The sequence below is a fragment of the Nostoc sp. ATCC 53789 genome (assembly GCF_009873495.1).
GTDB lineage: Bacteria > Cyanobacteriota > Cyanobacteriia > Cyanobacteriales > Nostocaceae > Nostoc > Nostoc muscorum_A.
On record NZ_CP046703.1, the window covers coordinates 5,042,343 to 5,057,274 of the forward strand.

Below are 14,932 nucleotides of genomic sequence, written 5' to 3' on the forward strand. Positions count from 1 at the left end.
TCTGCTGTTAAATATCCTGTAAAACCACTTGTTGTACTGTTGCTTTTAACACAGACAGGTGGTTTTCTAATATCGCGTGGAGTATATCTTCTATTTCACTGGGATAATGATAATAGGCAAATTCGTACTTCATAACGTAATTTAACTTCGCCCATTCCTTTAGGGTTTCACAAGTATAAATTAGCTTTTCCACTTCTTCTTGCCAACGTGCAAAAATCCGGTAGCTAAAAAAGCTGCTGCATATATTGCCTTTTGCATCCCAGTAGGAAATACACACTTGATGCTTCAGAAGGTGGATTTTTTTGATTTGCTTAACATCATAGCCTTTAACTTTTAAAGCTTCTTTGGTTTCTGTGTCAGAAATGTTCCACTGTTCTGGTTTAATTTTATTAGTGGCTATAAGGTTTTTACCTTTGCGGCGATATTGATTAATTTTGCGTGGCTTGCGAAACATGATGCACCTTCGATATTATTTCTCGCAGCAAAGTCTAGCTACTAGCACAACCGCCGTAGCAAACTAAGTTTTTTGGGTTGATTAAAGATAGATGGGTTATTCTACTAGCTTGATGCCTATAGTTGCCGATTTACAACCAGAGATATAGTTTAGTACTAAAACACAAGGCTGTCAATATAAAAGTAAACTTGTAATATTGAAAGTAGACTTGTAAATAAAGTTGGCTAGCTATATAAGCAGTGAAGATCGAAAGCAAACAAAAACTGATTGAAATCATTAAACTAGCTCGCGGTTCAATGAGTCAGCGAGCATTTGGTAAGCTTTTGGGGGTATCTGCTACTGCTGTTCAGATGTGGGAAAAAGGTGTGAAGGTTCCAGATACAGAAAATTTGGCTCGAATCGCATCGAAAGCAGGCTACACAATGGAAGAGTTAATCAGCTGCATAGATGGCAAGCCAATTCCAGAAACCTCAGATTTGAGTCTGATTCTTAGACAAATCCAGCACATGCCTTTGGCCCAAGTGGCTCAGATCGTCCAAGCTGCGGCAGATAGATTGGCAGCTGTGGCTGAAGCATCTGGGGATGAAGCAAAAGCAAGTTGAATATTAAAATAATTCGTAACTCGTAATTCGTAATTAAGTTTTTTAAGGGCGATTTAGGGGACTTCCAAATAAAACAATATCCCAAAACTAACGCGAAAATTCTCTCTATCTCTTCTCCCTCTGTGTTCTCTGTGGTTCGTTTATTTGGATAATTTATTTCTTGGAAGTCCTTAGCATAAAATTGGCTCAAACTAGCTCGTGGTTTCTTGCTGTCAAGATTCAACTCTATGGATAAACCTTTTTTGTATGACCAAGATTTCTATGGCTGGACACAGCAGCAGGCTAAAGCGTTAGAGCAGAGGCTAGTTATGGAACTAGACTGGCAACACCTGCAAGAGGAAATTCAAGCTTTGGGGAGACAGGAATATCGGGAACTCGTGAGTCGTCTGAGTGTATTACTTGGTCATCTCTTGAAGTGGGAGTATCAACCCGAACAACGCTCTCGCAGTTGGTTTTTAACAATTCGAGAACAGCGCCGCGCCATTCATAGGCATCTGCGGCAGAACCATAGCTTAAACTCTCGAATCGAAGAAGCCTTGTTAGATGGCTTTGAAGCGGGAGTTGATTTGGCGCTACGAGAAACTAACTTACCATTACGAACTTTTCCAGAGCATTGCCCGTATTTATTTGATGATGCGATCGCAGACAATTTTCTGTGCGATACTCGTCAAGACTGGGAAGGATAATTCCTACCTTTTTCCTTACGATCATTTGTTATTTAGAGACACGTTATTATTTGTCAATAAATAATAGAAACTAGTTTTTCAAAATCTTGGAAATCGCAGCTTTGCTCTTTTTTAACATCTTGAACATATATATTGTAATACAGTTTATTTTCTTTAAATTTGAAGAAATATCCTACTATGGGTAACTGCTCACCTTTAAGTCTGAAAACTATTCTGTTAAGTTTATATTTTCCATATTGATTAACAAGATAAATAAAGCTATCAAAACTTCCATTTACAGCTTTTTCAAATTCTAGTAGATTTTTACCGAATTTATTAGAACTTTGCAAGATTAAAGGTGGTATATCTTCAAGACTATTGAGCTTATTTCTCGTAAACACTGCGTCTTTTTTTATATAAGCAATAATTTGATGATAGTTGTATAAAATACCAATTTCTGAACAAGATTTTTTTAGATATCTTTCAATCTGCTTCTCATGATTACGCAAATTTTCTTCTTCTCGCTTTATTTCTACAATCATTATAGGAGGTGAATATGGTTTAAAATATTCATTTTGTACAGTTTTATATAATTCTATGTCATGATAATCAGACTCAATTTTAATATCAATTTTGCTTGGAAATAATCCACTTTCATTTACTAAAAAATAGATAAACAATTGTCTAACTTTTTCTTCTGGTCGTCCATCTAGAACAATTTCCCTGCCTTTAATCAAACACTTTGTATATTCTGCATAGTTTCTCCTATATATATTTAGTTTTCTAGATATTTCTTCACTTAAGCTAGTCATAGATAGTTAGATTTATTTATCAACTGGTTATCGGGACGCAATGTTATTGCATCCCTTATTATTTACCATGCAATTTAAAATTGCTTTCTGTCTATTTTTCTCCGAAAAAGCTTAAGATTTTAGTAACTAATTCTGCCCAATACTGTCCTGCTTTAATCTCTAAAAATGTATTTAGGCTTTGCTCAGTTTCAAGTTCGTGCTTCAATGTCTGACATACATTATCTACATATTTTTCACCTTGAGGTCTTTCCCTACCTTTTTCATTAATTAAAGCTATCCAGAAATCAGAATCTTCGCTTTGAGGTGATAATTTTCTTATAGCTTCATATTGAATTTCTACACCTACTTCACTTATAAAATTGTCATAAAATGAGTTAAATTGTACGACTAATTCAGGGATAAATGTTTTTAAAGATTCATTTGCAGATGTAAGCTCATTAAGGATGTTTTCTAATTCCTGTTTTGCTTGTTTGGTAAACTTCTTCAACATTTCGTCTTCATTTCTTCCCTCAGCAATAACTCTCATATCGTAATATATATCTATATTTCTTGGCTCATAGTAACCGAAGTTTCTGTGGATAGCATGTTTAGTATTCCATGCCCGATAAACGGTACGATAGTATTCAACATATTTATCAATAAAATCTTTATAAACAAAACTAGGTACTCTTTTATTCAAATATCTTAAATCTTTGATCTTCTGAATTGCATTTTCAATTGCCTTGATTTCTGATATTGTTAAAGCATCACCATTTTTGATTCTGGTAAAACTTTCTTTAATATCCTTAATTTCTTCTAATAAAATATTTTGTCTACGTTCTACTACACCTCCTATAGCTTCAATAAATTCATTTTTATCTGTCTGTATATCTTCTTCGCTGTATATATCATCACGGTAGTACCTCAAAGCATCATAGAATAAGATATTTTCTAGGAAGAAATCTAAGTTCAACTTTTGGAAGGTATCTTGAATCTCATCTGTTTTGATTTGAATTCCTCTATCATAATCTCCATCACATTCATGCACTTTTTCAGGTTCATCTTTATGAGGTAATACCAAAGTTACGAATCTATGATGAAAATCTTTGGATTTAGATGTAAGGTGATAACCTATTAATTTACTGATATTAGCTTCAGGAGCAGCAGCGAAGGGAGTTACAAAGAGACAGATAGTATCCTGATTTTCAATATATCTCTGTAAGTCTTTACGAATAGGATTTTCGTAAGGATTCAGGTGCTGGGGTATTGACAAGTGTGGTAGGGGAAGCAGAATATAGCAATTATGGAAAAAAACCTGCCACTAAAACTAGACACTGAAACCCTAAAACAGTTGGAGAAAGAGCAACTGGTAGAGATGCTTATGGAGCAGGCAAAAGCTATAGAACAGCTAAAATCCAGAGTAATAGAACTAGAATCTGTAATAGAGAAACTCAAAGTTAGTAGAGACTTAGACAGCACAACATCATCAAAACCACCGTCGGCAGACATCCTCAAAAAAACCGAGAAAAAACTTGAAGATGAAGCAGGGGAGAGTGAAACGCCAAAACGGAAACCAGGAGGACAGCCAGGACATCGGGGAAAAACGAGAAAGGGTTTTGGGAGAGTAGATAGGTTTGAGATATTAAGACCGCAAGTGTGTTTTTGTTGTGGTCAAAAGGAATTCAGTAACGAACCAATAAAAATAGAAACCCAGCAAGTAGCACAGTTGGTAGAAAGACCTATCGAAATCGTAGAATATCAAAGACATACCTGTATTTGCAGCGAGTGTGGGTCAAAACAAACAGCAGACTGGTCGCCAGAAATAGTACCGGGACAAGATATAGGAATCAGACTGCAAGCTTTCTTGGGATGGATAAATAATTACGGGCATTTACCATACGAGAAACAACAAGAATTGTTGTGGGAACTGGGTGAAATAGAAATTGGAGTCGGGACTTTAGTAGCCACAAATGAACGAATAGATGGTGCCGTAGCTCAAAGTATTGACAACCTTAAAGAGTGGATAAAACAAACCCAGCCGAATATCCATTCGGATGAAACACCTTGGGTAATCAAAGGGGTAAAAGAATGGTTATGGATTTTTGCCAATACCGATTTCGCTTTATTTCATGCGGCTGATACTCGTTCTCGCGCCGAATTAGAGGCAATTTTGGGTTCAAGTTACTCTGGTGTACTCAGTTCTGATGACTTTAGTGCTTATAACGGTTATCCGGTGAAAGCCCAACAGAAATGTCAGGCGCATTTACGCCGTCACTTCAAGAAACTCATCTTAATTCCTGGCTTGAATAACAAAGAGATTGGGTCAGCATTTGTCAGCCTGATAGATGAAGGTTTTAAAAACTATGCTCTCTTCCAACAAACTAAAAACATTGATGAGTTCTGGAGTTGGGCATCCGAGTTTAAAATAAAAGTTGAATCTTCCATTCATTCATGGATTGATAAAGCTGGAGGAGAAGCTGGTAAACTTTTACGCTCCTTACGTAATAAAGCTCATCAATGGTGGTATTTCTTAGACCACCCGGACATACCCCCTGATAATAATTTAGCAGAACGAACATTACGTTTAGCAGTCACAAAACGAAAAGTCAGTGGTGGTTCTCGTTCTATGAAGCGATTCCAAGATACTGCTAATTTATTGACTGTTATACAAACTTGTCGCCGTCAAGGACGCTCTGTAATTGAGTTTTTTGACCAAGCTATCAAAGCGATGGTTAACTCTTCTGTGCAGACCCCTTCTTTAATTCCTCTCGTTTAGACCTGAATCCTTACGGATTTTCATCAAGTCCTTTGGTATCAATGACTGAATCGAACTGAGACAAGTTTGAACCAGATAAAACATCATAGCTCACGTAAAGATATATTTTCTTCGGAATAGCAAATTCCTGGAACTCAGCAGTATTAATAGCAGCAAAGGTATTTTTTATCCATTGCTGCTCATTTTTTTGATTATCAAATTCAATCCTATTCGTCGTTCTAGATCCCAGGCTTGCATTATTCAAGGTAAGCTTTTGAAATTTATTTAATGCAATTTTTTTTAATTCATCTAACCTTAACTTATCAAGTTCTTCTCCAGGCTCTAATTTTTTTGATTCATCTAATACAATTTTATCAAATCCTTCTTTCGCTGGATCGATGGTTTCATTTTTCTTTTTCTTATCAACATAAATTGTTTTATAACGTAACTTCATTCCTATAATGTTCCTAATAGCTCTATCAATTTCTTTAGAAATAATTACTCTCTGATCTGGCTGAGGATTATCTTTATTCGCAATATATTCGCAGAATTCGGTAATAATATTTTCCATTTCATCAACTGTATAAGGCTCTATCTCTATGTAAGTTTTTTCAGATGCTTTGATAATTACTTCACATATAGTAGTTCTGCCTGCCCCAGTTGATAGTAGCTCTTTGGTTTCGGTTACATCTTCAGTTTTAACACCACTAGTTTTGGAAATCTTCAAATCAGTTATTAAATTAAAAAGATGGCAAATAGCTGTCGTCTTTCCTTGACCAATAGTACCTATAAAAGCAATTTTATATTTTTCTATACTAAGAATTTTTTCTATTTCATCTAATCGCTCTAACTTGGATTTCAGGTTATTAATGCAAATATGATTAGGTATATTAATTTCCGAATGACCTGAAATTTTATTTATTTCTTTACTCAAATCTTGTTTCAATAATGCAATCTCTTCTTGCCACGTTATCGTCAACATACTGTTTACCCTATTTCGATGCTTACTTACTTGATATTTACAGTATGCCCATTATGGTTGAATATCTAACAACAACCTCATAACACTACCAAACCCTTCTCTGGTAAGCTTTTAGCCATTTGGTGATGAGCAAGGCGATCGCTAATTTTGGCTGAGTTAAAGGTTCTGGTAGAAATACGTAATGGCCGCACAAACTAAGTCCGTCTGCGTGGACTCCAGCAAGTCGAAACCCACGGAGGTGGGTTTTGTCTGTATAGCTGCGATTTCTAATCGCCAGTGATAGGGTATTTTACTGGCAGTTAAGGAATAAATGGTTTTAAAATGGTGCAATCTTAAAATACTTAGGGGTGCAGCTATGTCGCTACGCAATGAGCCTTTAGATTGGCAACTTGAAACGAATAATCCCTATATACCAGTTTATCATCAAGGGAATTTGGTAGGTTTTTTCAAACCAGAATATGCCAATGAAATTATTAAAACTTTAAATGAAGAAGAAGTTTTAAAGAAAGCACTAAAAATGGCTTGTACTGATTTAATTAAAAAAATCGGCGGCGATACCAGAAAAGTCAATTATTTAATGGAAAAATATGTAAAAACTAGTGAGCGTCCCAAGCATGGAGCTAGAGCGATCGCAGTTTTACTTCGTGATAGGCAAAAAGAGCTGGATTTGAGTAATCAGGAGTTTGCAAAATTCTGCGACACCTTTAAATTATCCCCTACTGAACTGAATAATATTTATGCTGGAGAAGCATTTGATGATAGTTTGTTAGCGCCCCTTTCACGTATATTAGGGATGGCAAAAGAGCAATTGCTGAAAGTGCGAGATGGTTCCGAAGAATCAAGTAATACATGAAACAGCAAATCAAAATTTTCAAATAATCTAAAATTGTGAAAACAGACATCATTTTTTATCGGCTGTTTCAAGAATTCCCTGATATCTTTTTTGAACTTATTGGTAATCCTCCAGAATCAGCTAGCCTTTATCAATTTTCATCAGTTGAAATCAAACAAACAGCCTTCAGAATCGATGGTGTGTTTCTGCCTACACAAGGAAGCGAGAACCCGATTTACTTTGTAGAAGTGCAATTTCAAGCTGATGGGGAAATTTATTCACGGCTAATTGCAGAAATATGTTTATACCTCCGTCAAAATCAACCATCAAATGACTGGGGTGCTGTGGTTTTATACCCAAACAGGAATGTAGATACAGGCGATATCAAACATTACCGTGAGTTTTTCACAAGTGGGCGCGTCAGACGCATTTATTTGGATGAATTAGGTGAGGCTGCATCGCTTCCAATTGGCATTGCAACTGCTAAATTAGTAATTGCAACCGACGATATAGCGATCGCACAAGCAAGAGAGTTGATAGACAGAACTAAGTCCGAGATAAACTCACCACCAAAACAGCAGCAATTATTACAATTTATCGAGACTATTTTGGCTTATAAGTTTCCCACAATGAGTAGGGAGGAGATGGAGGAAATGTTTGGATTAAGCGAGTTAAAGCAAACCAGATTTTATCAGGAAGCCTTTCAGGAGGGTGTTGAACAAGGTAAGGTTCAAGGCATCGAACAAGGCATTTAACAAGGTAAGGTTCAAGGCATTGAACAAGGCATTGAACAAGGTAAGGTTCAAGGCATTGAACAAGGTAGGGTTCAAGGCATTGAACAAGGTAAACTCAGAGCAGTACCAGCAATGTTGGCAGCCGGGTTGACTGTAGAACAAGTAGCACAGGCGCTAGATTTGAGTGTCGAACAAGTTAGACAAGCCGCGCAGTAGGATTCTTCTGATCAAGGAGTAGAGGAATTGGTGGACTACAACATAGGAACTATGAGTTTCAAAGATACAAAAATTTATCAAGAAGCATTTGAAGAAGGGCGTTTGGAAGGTTTACGGCAATCAGTACCTCGTCTATTAGATTTAGCGTTAACTATTGAGCAAGTTGCGGAGGGATTAGGTTTAACTATAAACCAAGTTCAAAACGCAAAACTCTATCATGATGGCATCCAAATAGGGGAGCGTAGAGCCAAATTACAATTAATACCCACCTTGTTGAAATTTGGGGTGACAGTGGAACAAGTGGCTGAGGCATTTGATTTCAGTGTCGAAGAAGTCAGACAAGTAGCACAAAGTCAACCTTGAGATAGATGTGGTAAATTTTATCCGTGGCTCAAGCCAAATTTAGTTTGCGGCTTCCAAACTTGATCACGACGAATTTATAGTTAATTTTTGTTAATATTAGAGGCGGTGTTAGTACTTCGTCCTCAACCACCCACTCCCTACCTGAGAGAAACTTAATGCTGCGACTAGAACATATAAGTAAAATTTATCCCACAGGCGAAGTTCTCAAAGATATCAACTGGGAAGTTAAACCAGGCGATCGCATTGGCTTAGTCGGTGTCAATGGTGCTGGAAAATCCACCCAACTAAAAATCATCTCTGGGGAAATGGAACCCACCGCCGGCGAAATTATTCGTCCTAATAGCTTACATATAGCCTACCTTAACCAAGAGTTTGAAGTAGACCCCACTCGCACCGTTAGAGAAGAATTTTGGACTGTCTTCAAAGAAGCCAACGAAGTACAGTTATCTCTGGCGCACATACCACAAGAGATGGAAACGGCTAGCCCAGAAGAACTGGATCGACTGATCGACAAGCTGGATCGCTTGCAGCGTAAATTTGAAGCCTTGGATGGCTACAACTTAGATGCACGCATCGGGAAAATTTTACCAGAGATGGGGTTTGGGCTAGAAGATGGCGATCGCCTCGTCAGTGCCTTCAGTGGTGGTTGGCAAATGCGGATGAGTTTAGGTAAAATCCTGCTGCAAAAACCTGACTTGTTGCTGCTGGATGAACCGACTAACCACTTAGATTTAGAAACCATTGAGTGGTTGGAAAATTACCTCAGAGGGCTGGTTACACCGATGGTAATAGTCTCCCATGACCGGGAGTTCCTTGACCGCCTCTGTACCCAAATTGTGGAAACTGAACGTGGCGTTTCCAGTACCTACCTTGGTAACTACTCAGCATATTTGGAACAAAAAGCCGAAAGTCAATCAGCACAACTTAGTGCTTACGAACGTCAGCAAAAAGAATTAGAGAAACAGCAAACCTTTGTTGATAGATTCCGCGCCAGTGCTACCCGCAGTACCCAGGCAAAAAGCCGGGAAAAGCAACTCGATAAAATTGAGCGCATTGAAGCACCCATTGCTGGGGTAAGAACTCTACACTTCCGTTTTCCCCCTGCACCCCGCAGTGGACGCGAGGTAGTAGACATTAAAGATTTAACTCATCTTTATGGTGATAAAATCCTGTTTTTGGCAGCAAATCTCCTAATTGAAAGAGGCGATCGCATTGCTTTTCTTGGCCCCAACGGTGCTGGAAAATCTACCCTTCTGCGCGTAATTATGGGTATGGAACCACCAACTGAAGGTAGCGTTCAATTAGGGGATCATAACGTTATTCCCGGTTACTTTGAGCAAAATCAAGCTGAAGCTTTAGACTTGAAGAAAACTGTCATGGAAACTATCCATGATGAAGTTCCAGACTGGGATAATCAAGAAGTCCGCACGCTTTTGGGACGCTTCTTATTTACTGGTGATACTGTATTTAAGGCAGTCGGGGCATTAAGTGGAGGAGAAAAAGCTCGTTTGGCCTTGGCAAAAATGCTCTTACGTCCCGCGAACTTATTAATTTTAGATGAGCCGACAAACCACCTAGATATTCCAGCGAAGGAAATGCTGGAAGAAGCGCTGAAAAACTATGATGGTACGGCAATTGTAGTTTCCCACGATCGCTACTTTATTTCTCAAGTAGCTAACAAAATCGTCGAAATTCGTGATGGTGAATTCCGCGTTTACTTAGGAGACTATCATTACTATCTCCAGAAAATTGTCGAAGAAAAAGAACAAGCAAAATTAGCTGCGATCGCTGCCGAAAAAGCTGCTAAAAAAGCTGGGAAAGCTTCTACCAAAAAGAAATAAGTGATTGAATACGGACTTAGTAGTAGTGCTAAAAGGCTACTACTAAGTAATCATTTATTATTAGCGCTCAACAAAATTACAGAATAATCGCTAAGGTTTAAAAAATATTTCAAAAAACTGTAAGTCTTTCATAAAAGAAATTAATAAGCAAAAATTCACTTGCGACGTGGATTAGCAATGGTATCATTCGGGTATTACAAAAAGTAAAGGGCAATTTTACTATGACCAAAGCACCTGTTGCTCCTGTGGTGCTAGTCATTTTAGACGGATGGGGCTACTGCGAAGAAAAGCGAGGAAACGCTATTGTTGCTGCTAAAACTCCCATTGTGGACAGTTTATGGACAGCTTACCCGCACACTCTCATCCGCACATCAGGAAAAGCCGTAGGGTTGCCAGAGGGTCAAATGGGCAACTCGGAAGTTGGTCATTTGAACATTGGTGCTGGGCGAGTTGTACCGCAAGAACTGGTACGCATCTCTGATGCGGTCGAAGACGGTTCTATTGCATTAAACCCAGCACTTGTCAAAATTTGCCAGGAAGTTCGTTCTCGGAATAGCAAGCTACATCTAGTCGGGCTTTGTTCTGAGGGAGGGGTACATTCGCATATCACCCATCTATTCGGACTACTTGACTTAGCCAAAAACCAGCAAATTCCAGAAGTTTGTATCCACGCCATCACCGATGGTCGTGACACCGCCCCAACAGAAGGGGTAAAAGCAATCACACTGCTGCAAGATTATTTAGACCGTACAGGAATTGGACGCATAGTCACCCTCAGCGGTCGCTACTACGCGATGGATCGCGATCACCGATGGGATCGGGTCAAACGCGCCTACGACGTGATGACCCAAGATGGTACAGGTGATAATCGCACGGCTGTGGAAATCTTGCAAGCATCTTACGCCGAAGGGGTAAAAGATGAATTTATCAACCCCATCCGAATTGCACCCGGCGCAATAGAACCAGGGGATGGGGTGATATTTTTCAACTTCCGCCCCGATCGCTCCAGACAACTGACTCAAGCTTTGGTCAGTGCCACTTTTAACGGTTTTGAAAGACAGCAAATTACACCACTGTCTTTTGTCACTTTTACACAGTATGATTCAGACTTACCTGTAGCTGTAGCCTTTGAGCCTCAGAATCTCAGTAACATTCTGGGAGAAGTCATAGCTAATCATGGTCTGAATCAGTTCCGCACCGCCGAAACAGAAAAATATGCCCACGTCACCTATTTCTTTAATGGGGGTCTGGAGGAACCTTTTGCTGGAGAAGATCGGGAATTAGTAAGCAGCCCAATGGTCGCTACTTACGATCACGCCCCAGCGATGTCAGCAGCAGCAGTTACAGATGTTGCGATCGCTGCGATTCAAAAGGGTACGTATTCTCTAGTTGTAATTAACTATGCCAATCCAGACATGGTAGGGCATACTGGTCAAATCGACGCTACCATTACAGCAATTGAAACAGTTGATCGCTGTTTAGGTCGCTTACTAGAGAGCGTTATCAAAGCCGGTGGGACAACAATTATTACTGCCGATCATGGCAACGCTGAGTATATGCTAGATGATGGGGGTAATCCCTGGACAGCCCACACCACTAACCCAGTCCCCTTTATATTGGTAGAAGGCGAGAAAGTCAAAATCCCTGGATATGGTACAAATGTCGAACTGCGAAGCGATGGTAAGCTATCCGATATTGCCCCCACAATTCTAGAGATTTTACAGCTGCCTCAACCACCAGAGATGACAGGGCGATCGCTGCTGAAAACAGCAGATTATGAACTGCAACGCACTCGCACCCCTGTGCAAGTAGGGCTGTAAAAGAGTTCTGAGTCCCTGAGTTAGGAGTTTTTAGTGAACTCCTAACTTTTGAATTCAGAATTCAGAATTCAGAATTCTGTTTTTTGAAAAATTGTTATAAATTATAAATGAGATTCCTACCATGACAGCTACTAATATCGTGCAAGGCATTTGGGCGTTTTCCGCCACTGGTTTGATTATCTTAGTTTTACTACATAGCCCCAAAGGTGATGGTATTGGAGCCATTGGTGGACAAGCCCAGCTATTTAGCAGTACCAAAAGTGCAGAAAACACCTTAAATCGAATTACTTGGGCATTAACAGTAATTTTCCTCGGTTTAACAGTGGTTTTAAGTGCTGGTTGGCTGCCTAAATAAGGATAGGTCAATGGGGAAAAAAACCCAACACCAAATACTTAACATCCTAATAAATTTAATCTCACAACGGTTAATTACAGCTCTTGCCTTATTTATTGGCACAGGGCTGTTTATCGTTTGTATTAATCTTCATTCGAGTTATGGATTTACAATAATATCAAAAGATGTATATTCAGACTCAGTAATCTCTCTTTCCACCTCACCCATCCCAAAACCCCATCCCTTACCGCCCACACTCGCACAGTGGCAAGATAGCACTAATAGTGGTGACTACTTTTCACAAGTCACAACAACCCAAGTTGGTTATTTAGTCTGGTCACAATTTCCCATTCGAGTTTACGTAGAACCACCAAAATCCGTTAACGAAAAACAAGCTCAAGTATGGGTTAATGGTGTCTTGCAGGGTGTAAAGGAATGGAGCAATTATTTACCTTTGACAATAGTAAAACAGCCAGAAATTGCTGATATTACGATCGCACGAAAAGCGCCACCTCTACAAATTTCCCCTGGTAGTAGTAAACCTCGTGCGCGATCAGCACAAACTACTTACGAGTTATACACTACCAACAAAGTTTTATCCCACCGCTTCACTATCTTGCTAAGTCCCAGTCAAACAGGTGAGTATCTTATTGCAGCTACCCGGCACGAATTCGGTCATGCACTGGGAATTTGGGGCCATAGTCCACTACAAACTGATGCCCTATATTTTTCTCAAGTTCGTAACCCGTTGCCTATTTCTTCCAGAGATGTAAATACTCTAAAACGGATTTATGAACAGCCAACTAGTTTGGGCTGGTCTTTAGGGGATAATTCAAAGATTAATTGATCAATCTGACTTGCGTGGTAAGAGAATTCTGAGTGAGGTATCTGTATTCATAAGTCACAAATCATTGTATGACTAGAATATTAGTCAATGCTGCCTCAATACGCTTGGGTTAAGGGCTACTGGCAAAAATTTTGGGTTTTTGAGACGCGATAAATCGCCGTCTCTACAAATGTTTTGGTCTTATCTGAACTGTATTGAATGTTGCGTAACATTCTTGCCCGATCGCATTGATTACCATCTCATAATTTACAGTGCGATCGCACTTCTTCCCTTTCCCTAAGCTCTACGACTTAGCGGTAGTGGTCGCTGTGCTAAAACTTCTTTATAAAGTTCTTCCAGCAGAGTAATATTTTTACTAAGGGTATAGCGGTCTAATACACGCTGTCTGGCTTTTTGCCCCAGTAAGGTTGTTAACTCTGGATGGTCTTGCAATACTGGCAAGAGGGTTTTTAACTGCGATCGCGCGGTTTTAGTACTAATAACTATACCTGCGCCCTTTTCTAATACTTCTCCATCTGCACCCACATCTGTTGCTAAACAAGCCAACCCACATGACATTCCCTCTAACAGAGATAGGGACAACCCCTCTACCAATGAAGGTAGAACAAATACATCTGCGCCCCGCAAAATTTCGATCCGTCGGTCTTCATCAGCAACAAATCCCAACCAGATAATGCCGTATTCTGAACCATAAAACGGCTCTAAGGAAGACTTCAAAGGGCCATCGCCAACAATTAGCAACTTCGTACCAGGCCCCATTGCCGACTGCTTCCAAGCGCGGAGTAGAGCTTCGACATTTTTCTCTGGCGCTATTCGACCTTGGTAAACAAACAAGCGATCGGCTTTAAATTCTGCTTTGATTTGAGAAAATCCTGGAGAATACTTAACGGTATCAACACCATTGGGAATTACAGCAATATTTTCTTCCCTTACGCCCATCCCTGCCAATAATTCTCGCTGAATTTGGGAAAATACAATCACGCGATCGTAGTTAACTAAAAAAGGTGCGTAAAGCTGATAAGCCAAAAGCTGTGTTCCCGATACCAGCTTTGCTCCTTTACCAGCAAATGGTGTGTGAAAAGTTGCAACTAGGGGCAATCTTAGTTCCTCACAGATTTCCGGTAGAAAAAAGTCTAGAGGAGATAATGTTAAGGAAGCGTGGACTACATCTGGCTTGATTTCCCGCAGCGAATCAGTTAAAACTTTGGTTGCTTTAAAAGTAGGAATTGTATAAACCTGAGACTTGTAAATGAATGGGAGCGAAACCTCTCGAAGATTTGGCCAATTCTCAGGTTCAGACTCTTCCTGTGCGAAGTGAAGAAAGCTAACTTGATGTCCCCTATCTAGCAAAGCATTTGTAATTTCTCGACTGTAGGTTACATTGCCGCAAAAGGGTGATTTTTTTCCAATCCAGGCTATACGCATTCTTTATTTGGCTGTAAGAAAAGCGGGTTTGAGCTATTAATTGTGTGCCCTTTGTGATTTTTATTTTATCTAGCTATACTTGCTGGCTTTTATTTATTAAAAATTGCCACCACGTCGTAGTTTAAAAAGCATATTTGGAAGCTGATTAAATTCGTGGATTGATGGCTTTATTTATTTTACGTATAAGTTGTTAATTTCTGATACTTAAACAACTTACTCTGACTAATGTCAGATTGATATCCCACAAGTATATGATAAATTTTCACTGACC

General features: G+C 39.3%; 14 protein-coding genes and 1 pseudogene. 10 read left to right on the top strand and 5 right to left on the bottom strand.

Translation table 11 applies throughout. The annotated features are described in order from the left end of the window. Window positions 1-7: 7 nt before the first annotated feature. Complete coding sequence (locus GJB62_RS20885; RefSeq protein WP_114081994.1) at window positions 8-454, bottom strand: hypothetical protein; 447 nt, start codon at window positions 452-454, stop codon at window positions 8-10. A gap of 239 nt (window positions 455-693) precedes the next feature. Here GJB62_RS20885 and GJB62_RS20890 point away from each other — a divergent pair, with 239 nt between their 5' ends. Beyond that, window positions 694-1,056, top strand: coding sequence for a helix-turn-helix transcriptional regulator (locus tag GJB62_RS20890; RefSeq protein WP_012410694.1), 363 nt, complete (start codon window positions 694-696; stop codon window positions 1,054-1,056). Between the two features lie 227 nt (window positions 1,057-1,283). Continuing rightward, complete coding sequence (locus tag GJB62_RS20895) at window positions 1,284-1,742, top strand: DUF29 domain-containing protein (RefSeq protein WP_114081995.1); 459 nt, start codon at window positions 1,284-1,286, stop codon at window positions 1,740-1,742. A gap of 53 nt (window positions 1,743-1,795) precedes the next feature. On the opposite strand, the gene GJB62_RS20900 is transcribed toward GJB62_RS20895, so the two are convergent. Further along, window positions 1,796-2,533: a type I restriction enzyme HsdR N-terminal domain-containing protein gene (locus GJB62_RS20900; protein WP_114081996.1), complete on the bottom strand. Its 738-nt coding sequence runs from the start codon at window positions 2,531-2,533 to the stop codon at window positions 1,796-1,798. A gap of 91 nt (window positions 2,534-2,624) precedes the next feature. Further along, window positions 2,625-3,785, bottom strand: coding sequence for a hypothetical protein (locus tag GJB62_RS20905; RefSeq protein WP_245245975.1), 1,161 nt, complete (start codon window positions 3,783-3,785; stop codon window positions 2,625-2,627). 30 nt (window positions 3,786-3,815) lie between these two features. On the opposite strand from GJB62_RS20905, the gene GJB62_RS20910 reads away from it, so the two are divergent. Then, window positions 3,816-5,288, top strand: a complete 1,473-nt coding sequence (locus GJB62_RS20910; protein ID WP_159402428.1) for an IS66 family transposase — start codon at window positions 3,816-3,818, stop codon at window positions 5,286-5,288. A gap of 10 nt (window positions 5,289-5,298) precedes the next feature. On the opposite strand, the gene GJB62_RS20915 is transcribed toward GJB62_RS20910, so the two are convergent. Further along, a complete protein-coding gene (locus GJB62_RS20915) occupies window positions 5,299-6,249 on the bottom strand; it encodes a hypothetical protein (RefSeq protein ID WP_181852928.1) in 951 nt (316 codons plus the stop codon). Between the two features lie 355 nt (window positions 6,250-6,604). On the opposite strand from GJB62_RS20915, the gene GJB62_RS20920 reads away from it, so the two are divergent. The 7 genes and pseudogenes from GJB62_RS20920 to GJB62_RS20950 all read left to right on the top strand — a co-directional run bounded on the left by GJB62_RS20920 (window position 6,605) and on the right by GJB62_RS20950 (window position 13,236). Beyond that, window positions 6,605-7,102: a hypothetical protein gene (locus tag GJB62_RS20920; protein WP_114085003.1), complete on the top strand. Its 498-nt coding sequence runs from the start codon at window positions 6,605-6,607 to the stop codon at window positions 7,100-7,102. Between the two features lie 35 nt (window positions 7,103-7,137). Next, a pseudogene (locus GJB62_RS20925) lies at window positions 7,138-8,031 on the top strand (Rpn family recombination-promoting nuclease/putative transposase). Between the two features lie 51 nt (window positions 8,032-8,082). Beyond that, the gene (locus GJB62_RS37125; RefSeq protein ID WP_181852929.1) at window positions 8,083-8,394 is read left to right on the top strand and encodes a hypothetical protein; all 312 of its coding nucleotides are present in this window, start codon (window positions 8,083-8,085) and stop codon (window positions 8,392-8,394) included. Window positions 8,395-8,549: 155 nt separating this feature from the next. Next, window positions 8,550-10,235 carry an ABC-F family ATP-binding cassette domain-containing protein gene (locus tag GJB62_RS20935; protein WP_114085004.1) on the top strand — a complete coding sequence of 562 codons (1,686 nt, stop codon included), beginning with the start codon at window positions 8,550-8,552 and terminating at the stop codon, window positions 10,233-10,235. A 221-nt stretch (window positions 10,236-10,456) separates the two neighbouring features. After that, window positions 10,457-12,055, top strand: a complete 1,599-nt coding sequence (gene gpmI / locus GJB62_RS20940) for a 2,3-bisphosphoglycerate-independent phosphoglycerate mutase (protein ID WP_114085005.1) — start codon at window positions 10,457-10,459, stop codon at window positions 12,053-12,055. Window positions 12,056-12,176: 121 nt separating this feature from the next. Beyond that, a complete protein-coding gene (secG, locus tag GJB62_RS20945; protein WP_012410686.1) occupies window positions 12,177-12,410 on the top strand; it encodes a preprotein translocase subunit SecG in 234 nt (77 codons plus the stop codon). A 10-nt stretch (window positions 12,411-12,420) separates the two neighbouring features. Further along, a complete protein-coding gene (locus tag GJB62_RS20950; RefSeq protein ID WP_114085006.1) occupies window positions 12,421-13,236 on the top strand; it encodes a peptidase in 816 nt (271 codons plus the stop codon). A 276-nt stretch (window positions 13,237-13,512) separates the two neighbouring features. Here GJB62_RS20950 and GJB62_RS20955 read toward each other — a convergent pair whose 3' ends face one another. Further along, window positions 13,513-14,661 carry a glycosyltransferase family 4 protein gene (locus tag GJB62_RS20955; protein WP_114085007.1) on the bottom strand — a complete coding sequence of 383 codons (1,149 nt, stop codon included), beginning with the start codon at window positions 14,659-14,661 and terminating at the stop codon, window positions 13,513-13,515. Window positions 14,662-14,932: the final 271 nt, after the last annotated feature.

Excerpts from the sequence above, each read along its gene's own strand:
- GJB62_RS20895 (WP_114081995.1), top strand. The coding sequence starts at position 1,284 with ATGGATAAACCTTTTTTGTATGACCAAGATTTCTATGGCTGGACACAG.
- GJB62_RS20950 (WP_114085006.1), top strand. The coding sequence starts at position 12,421 with ATGGGGAAAAAAACCCAACACCAAATACTTAACATCCTAATAAATTTA.
- GJB62_RS20885 (WP_114081994.1), bottom strand. The coding sequence starts at position 454 with ATGTTTCGCAAGCCACGCAAAATTAATCAATATCGCCGCAAAGGTAAA.
- secG (WP_012410686.1), top strand. The coding sequence starts at position 12,177 with ATGACAGCTACTAATATCGTGCAAGGCATTTGGGCGTTTTCCGCCACT.
- GJB62_RS20955 (WP_114085007.1), bottom strand. The coding sequence starts at position 14,661 with ATGCGTATAGCCTGGATTGGAAAAAAATCACCCTTTTGCGGCAATGTA.
- GJB62_RS20910 (WP_159402428.1), top strand. The coding sequence starts at position 3,816 with ATGGAAAAAAACCTGCCACTAAAACTAGACACTGAAACCCTAAAACAG.
- GJB62_RS20920 (WP_114085003.1), top strand. The coding sequence starts at position 6,605 with ATGTCGCTACGCAATGAGCCTTTAGATTGGCAACTTGAAACGAATAAT.
- gpmI (WP_114085005.1), top strand. The coding sequence starts at position 10,457 with ATGACCAAAGCACCTGTTGCTCCTGTGGTGCTAGTCATTTTAGACGGA.
- GJB62_RS20935 (WP_114085004.1), top strand. The coding sequence starts at position 8,550 with ATGCTGCGACTAGAACATATAAGTAAAATTTATCCCACAGGCGAAGTT.
- GJB62_RS20915 (WP_181852928.1), bottom strand. The coding sequence starts at position 6,249 with ATGTTGACGATAACGTGGCAAGAAGAGATTGCATTATTGAAACAAGAT.
- GJB62_RS20900 (WP_114081996.1), bottom strand. The coding sequence starts at position 2,533 with ATGACTAGCTTAAGTGAAGAAATATCTAGAAAACTAAATATATATAGG.
- GJB62_RS37125 (WP_181852929.1), top strand. The coding sequence starts at position 8,083 with ATGAGTTTCAAAGATACAAAAATTTATCAAGAAGCATTTGAAGAAGGG.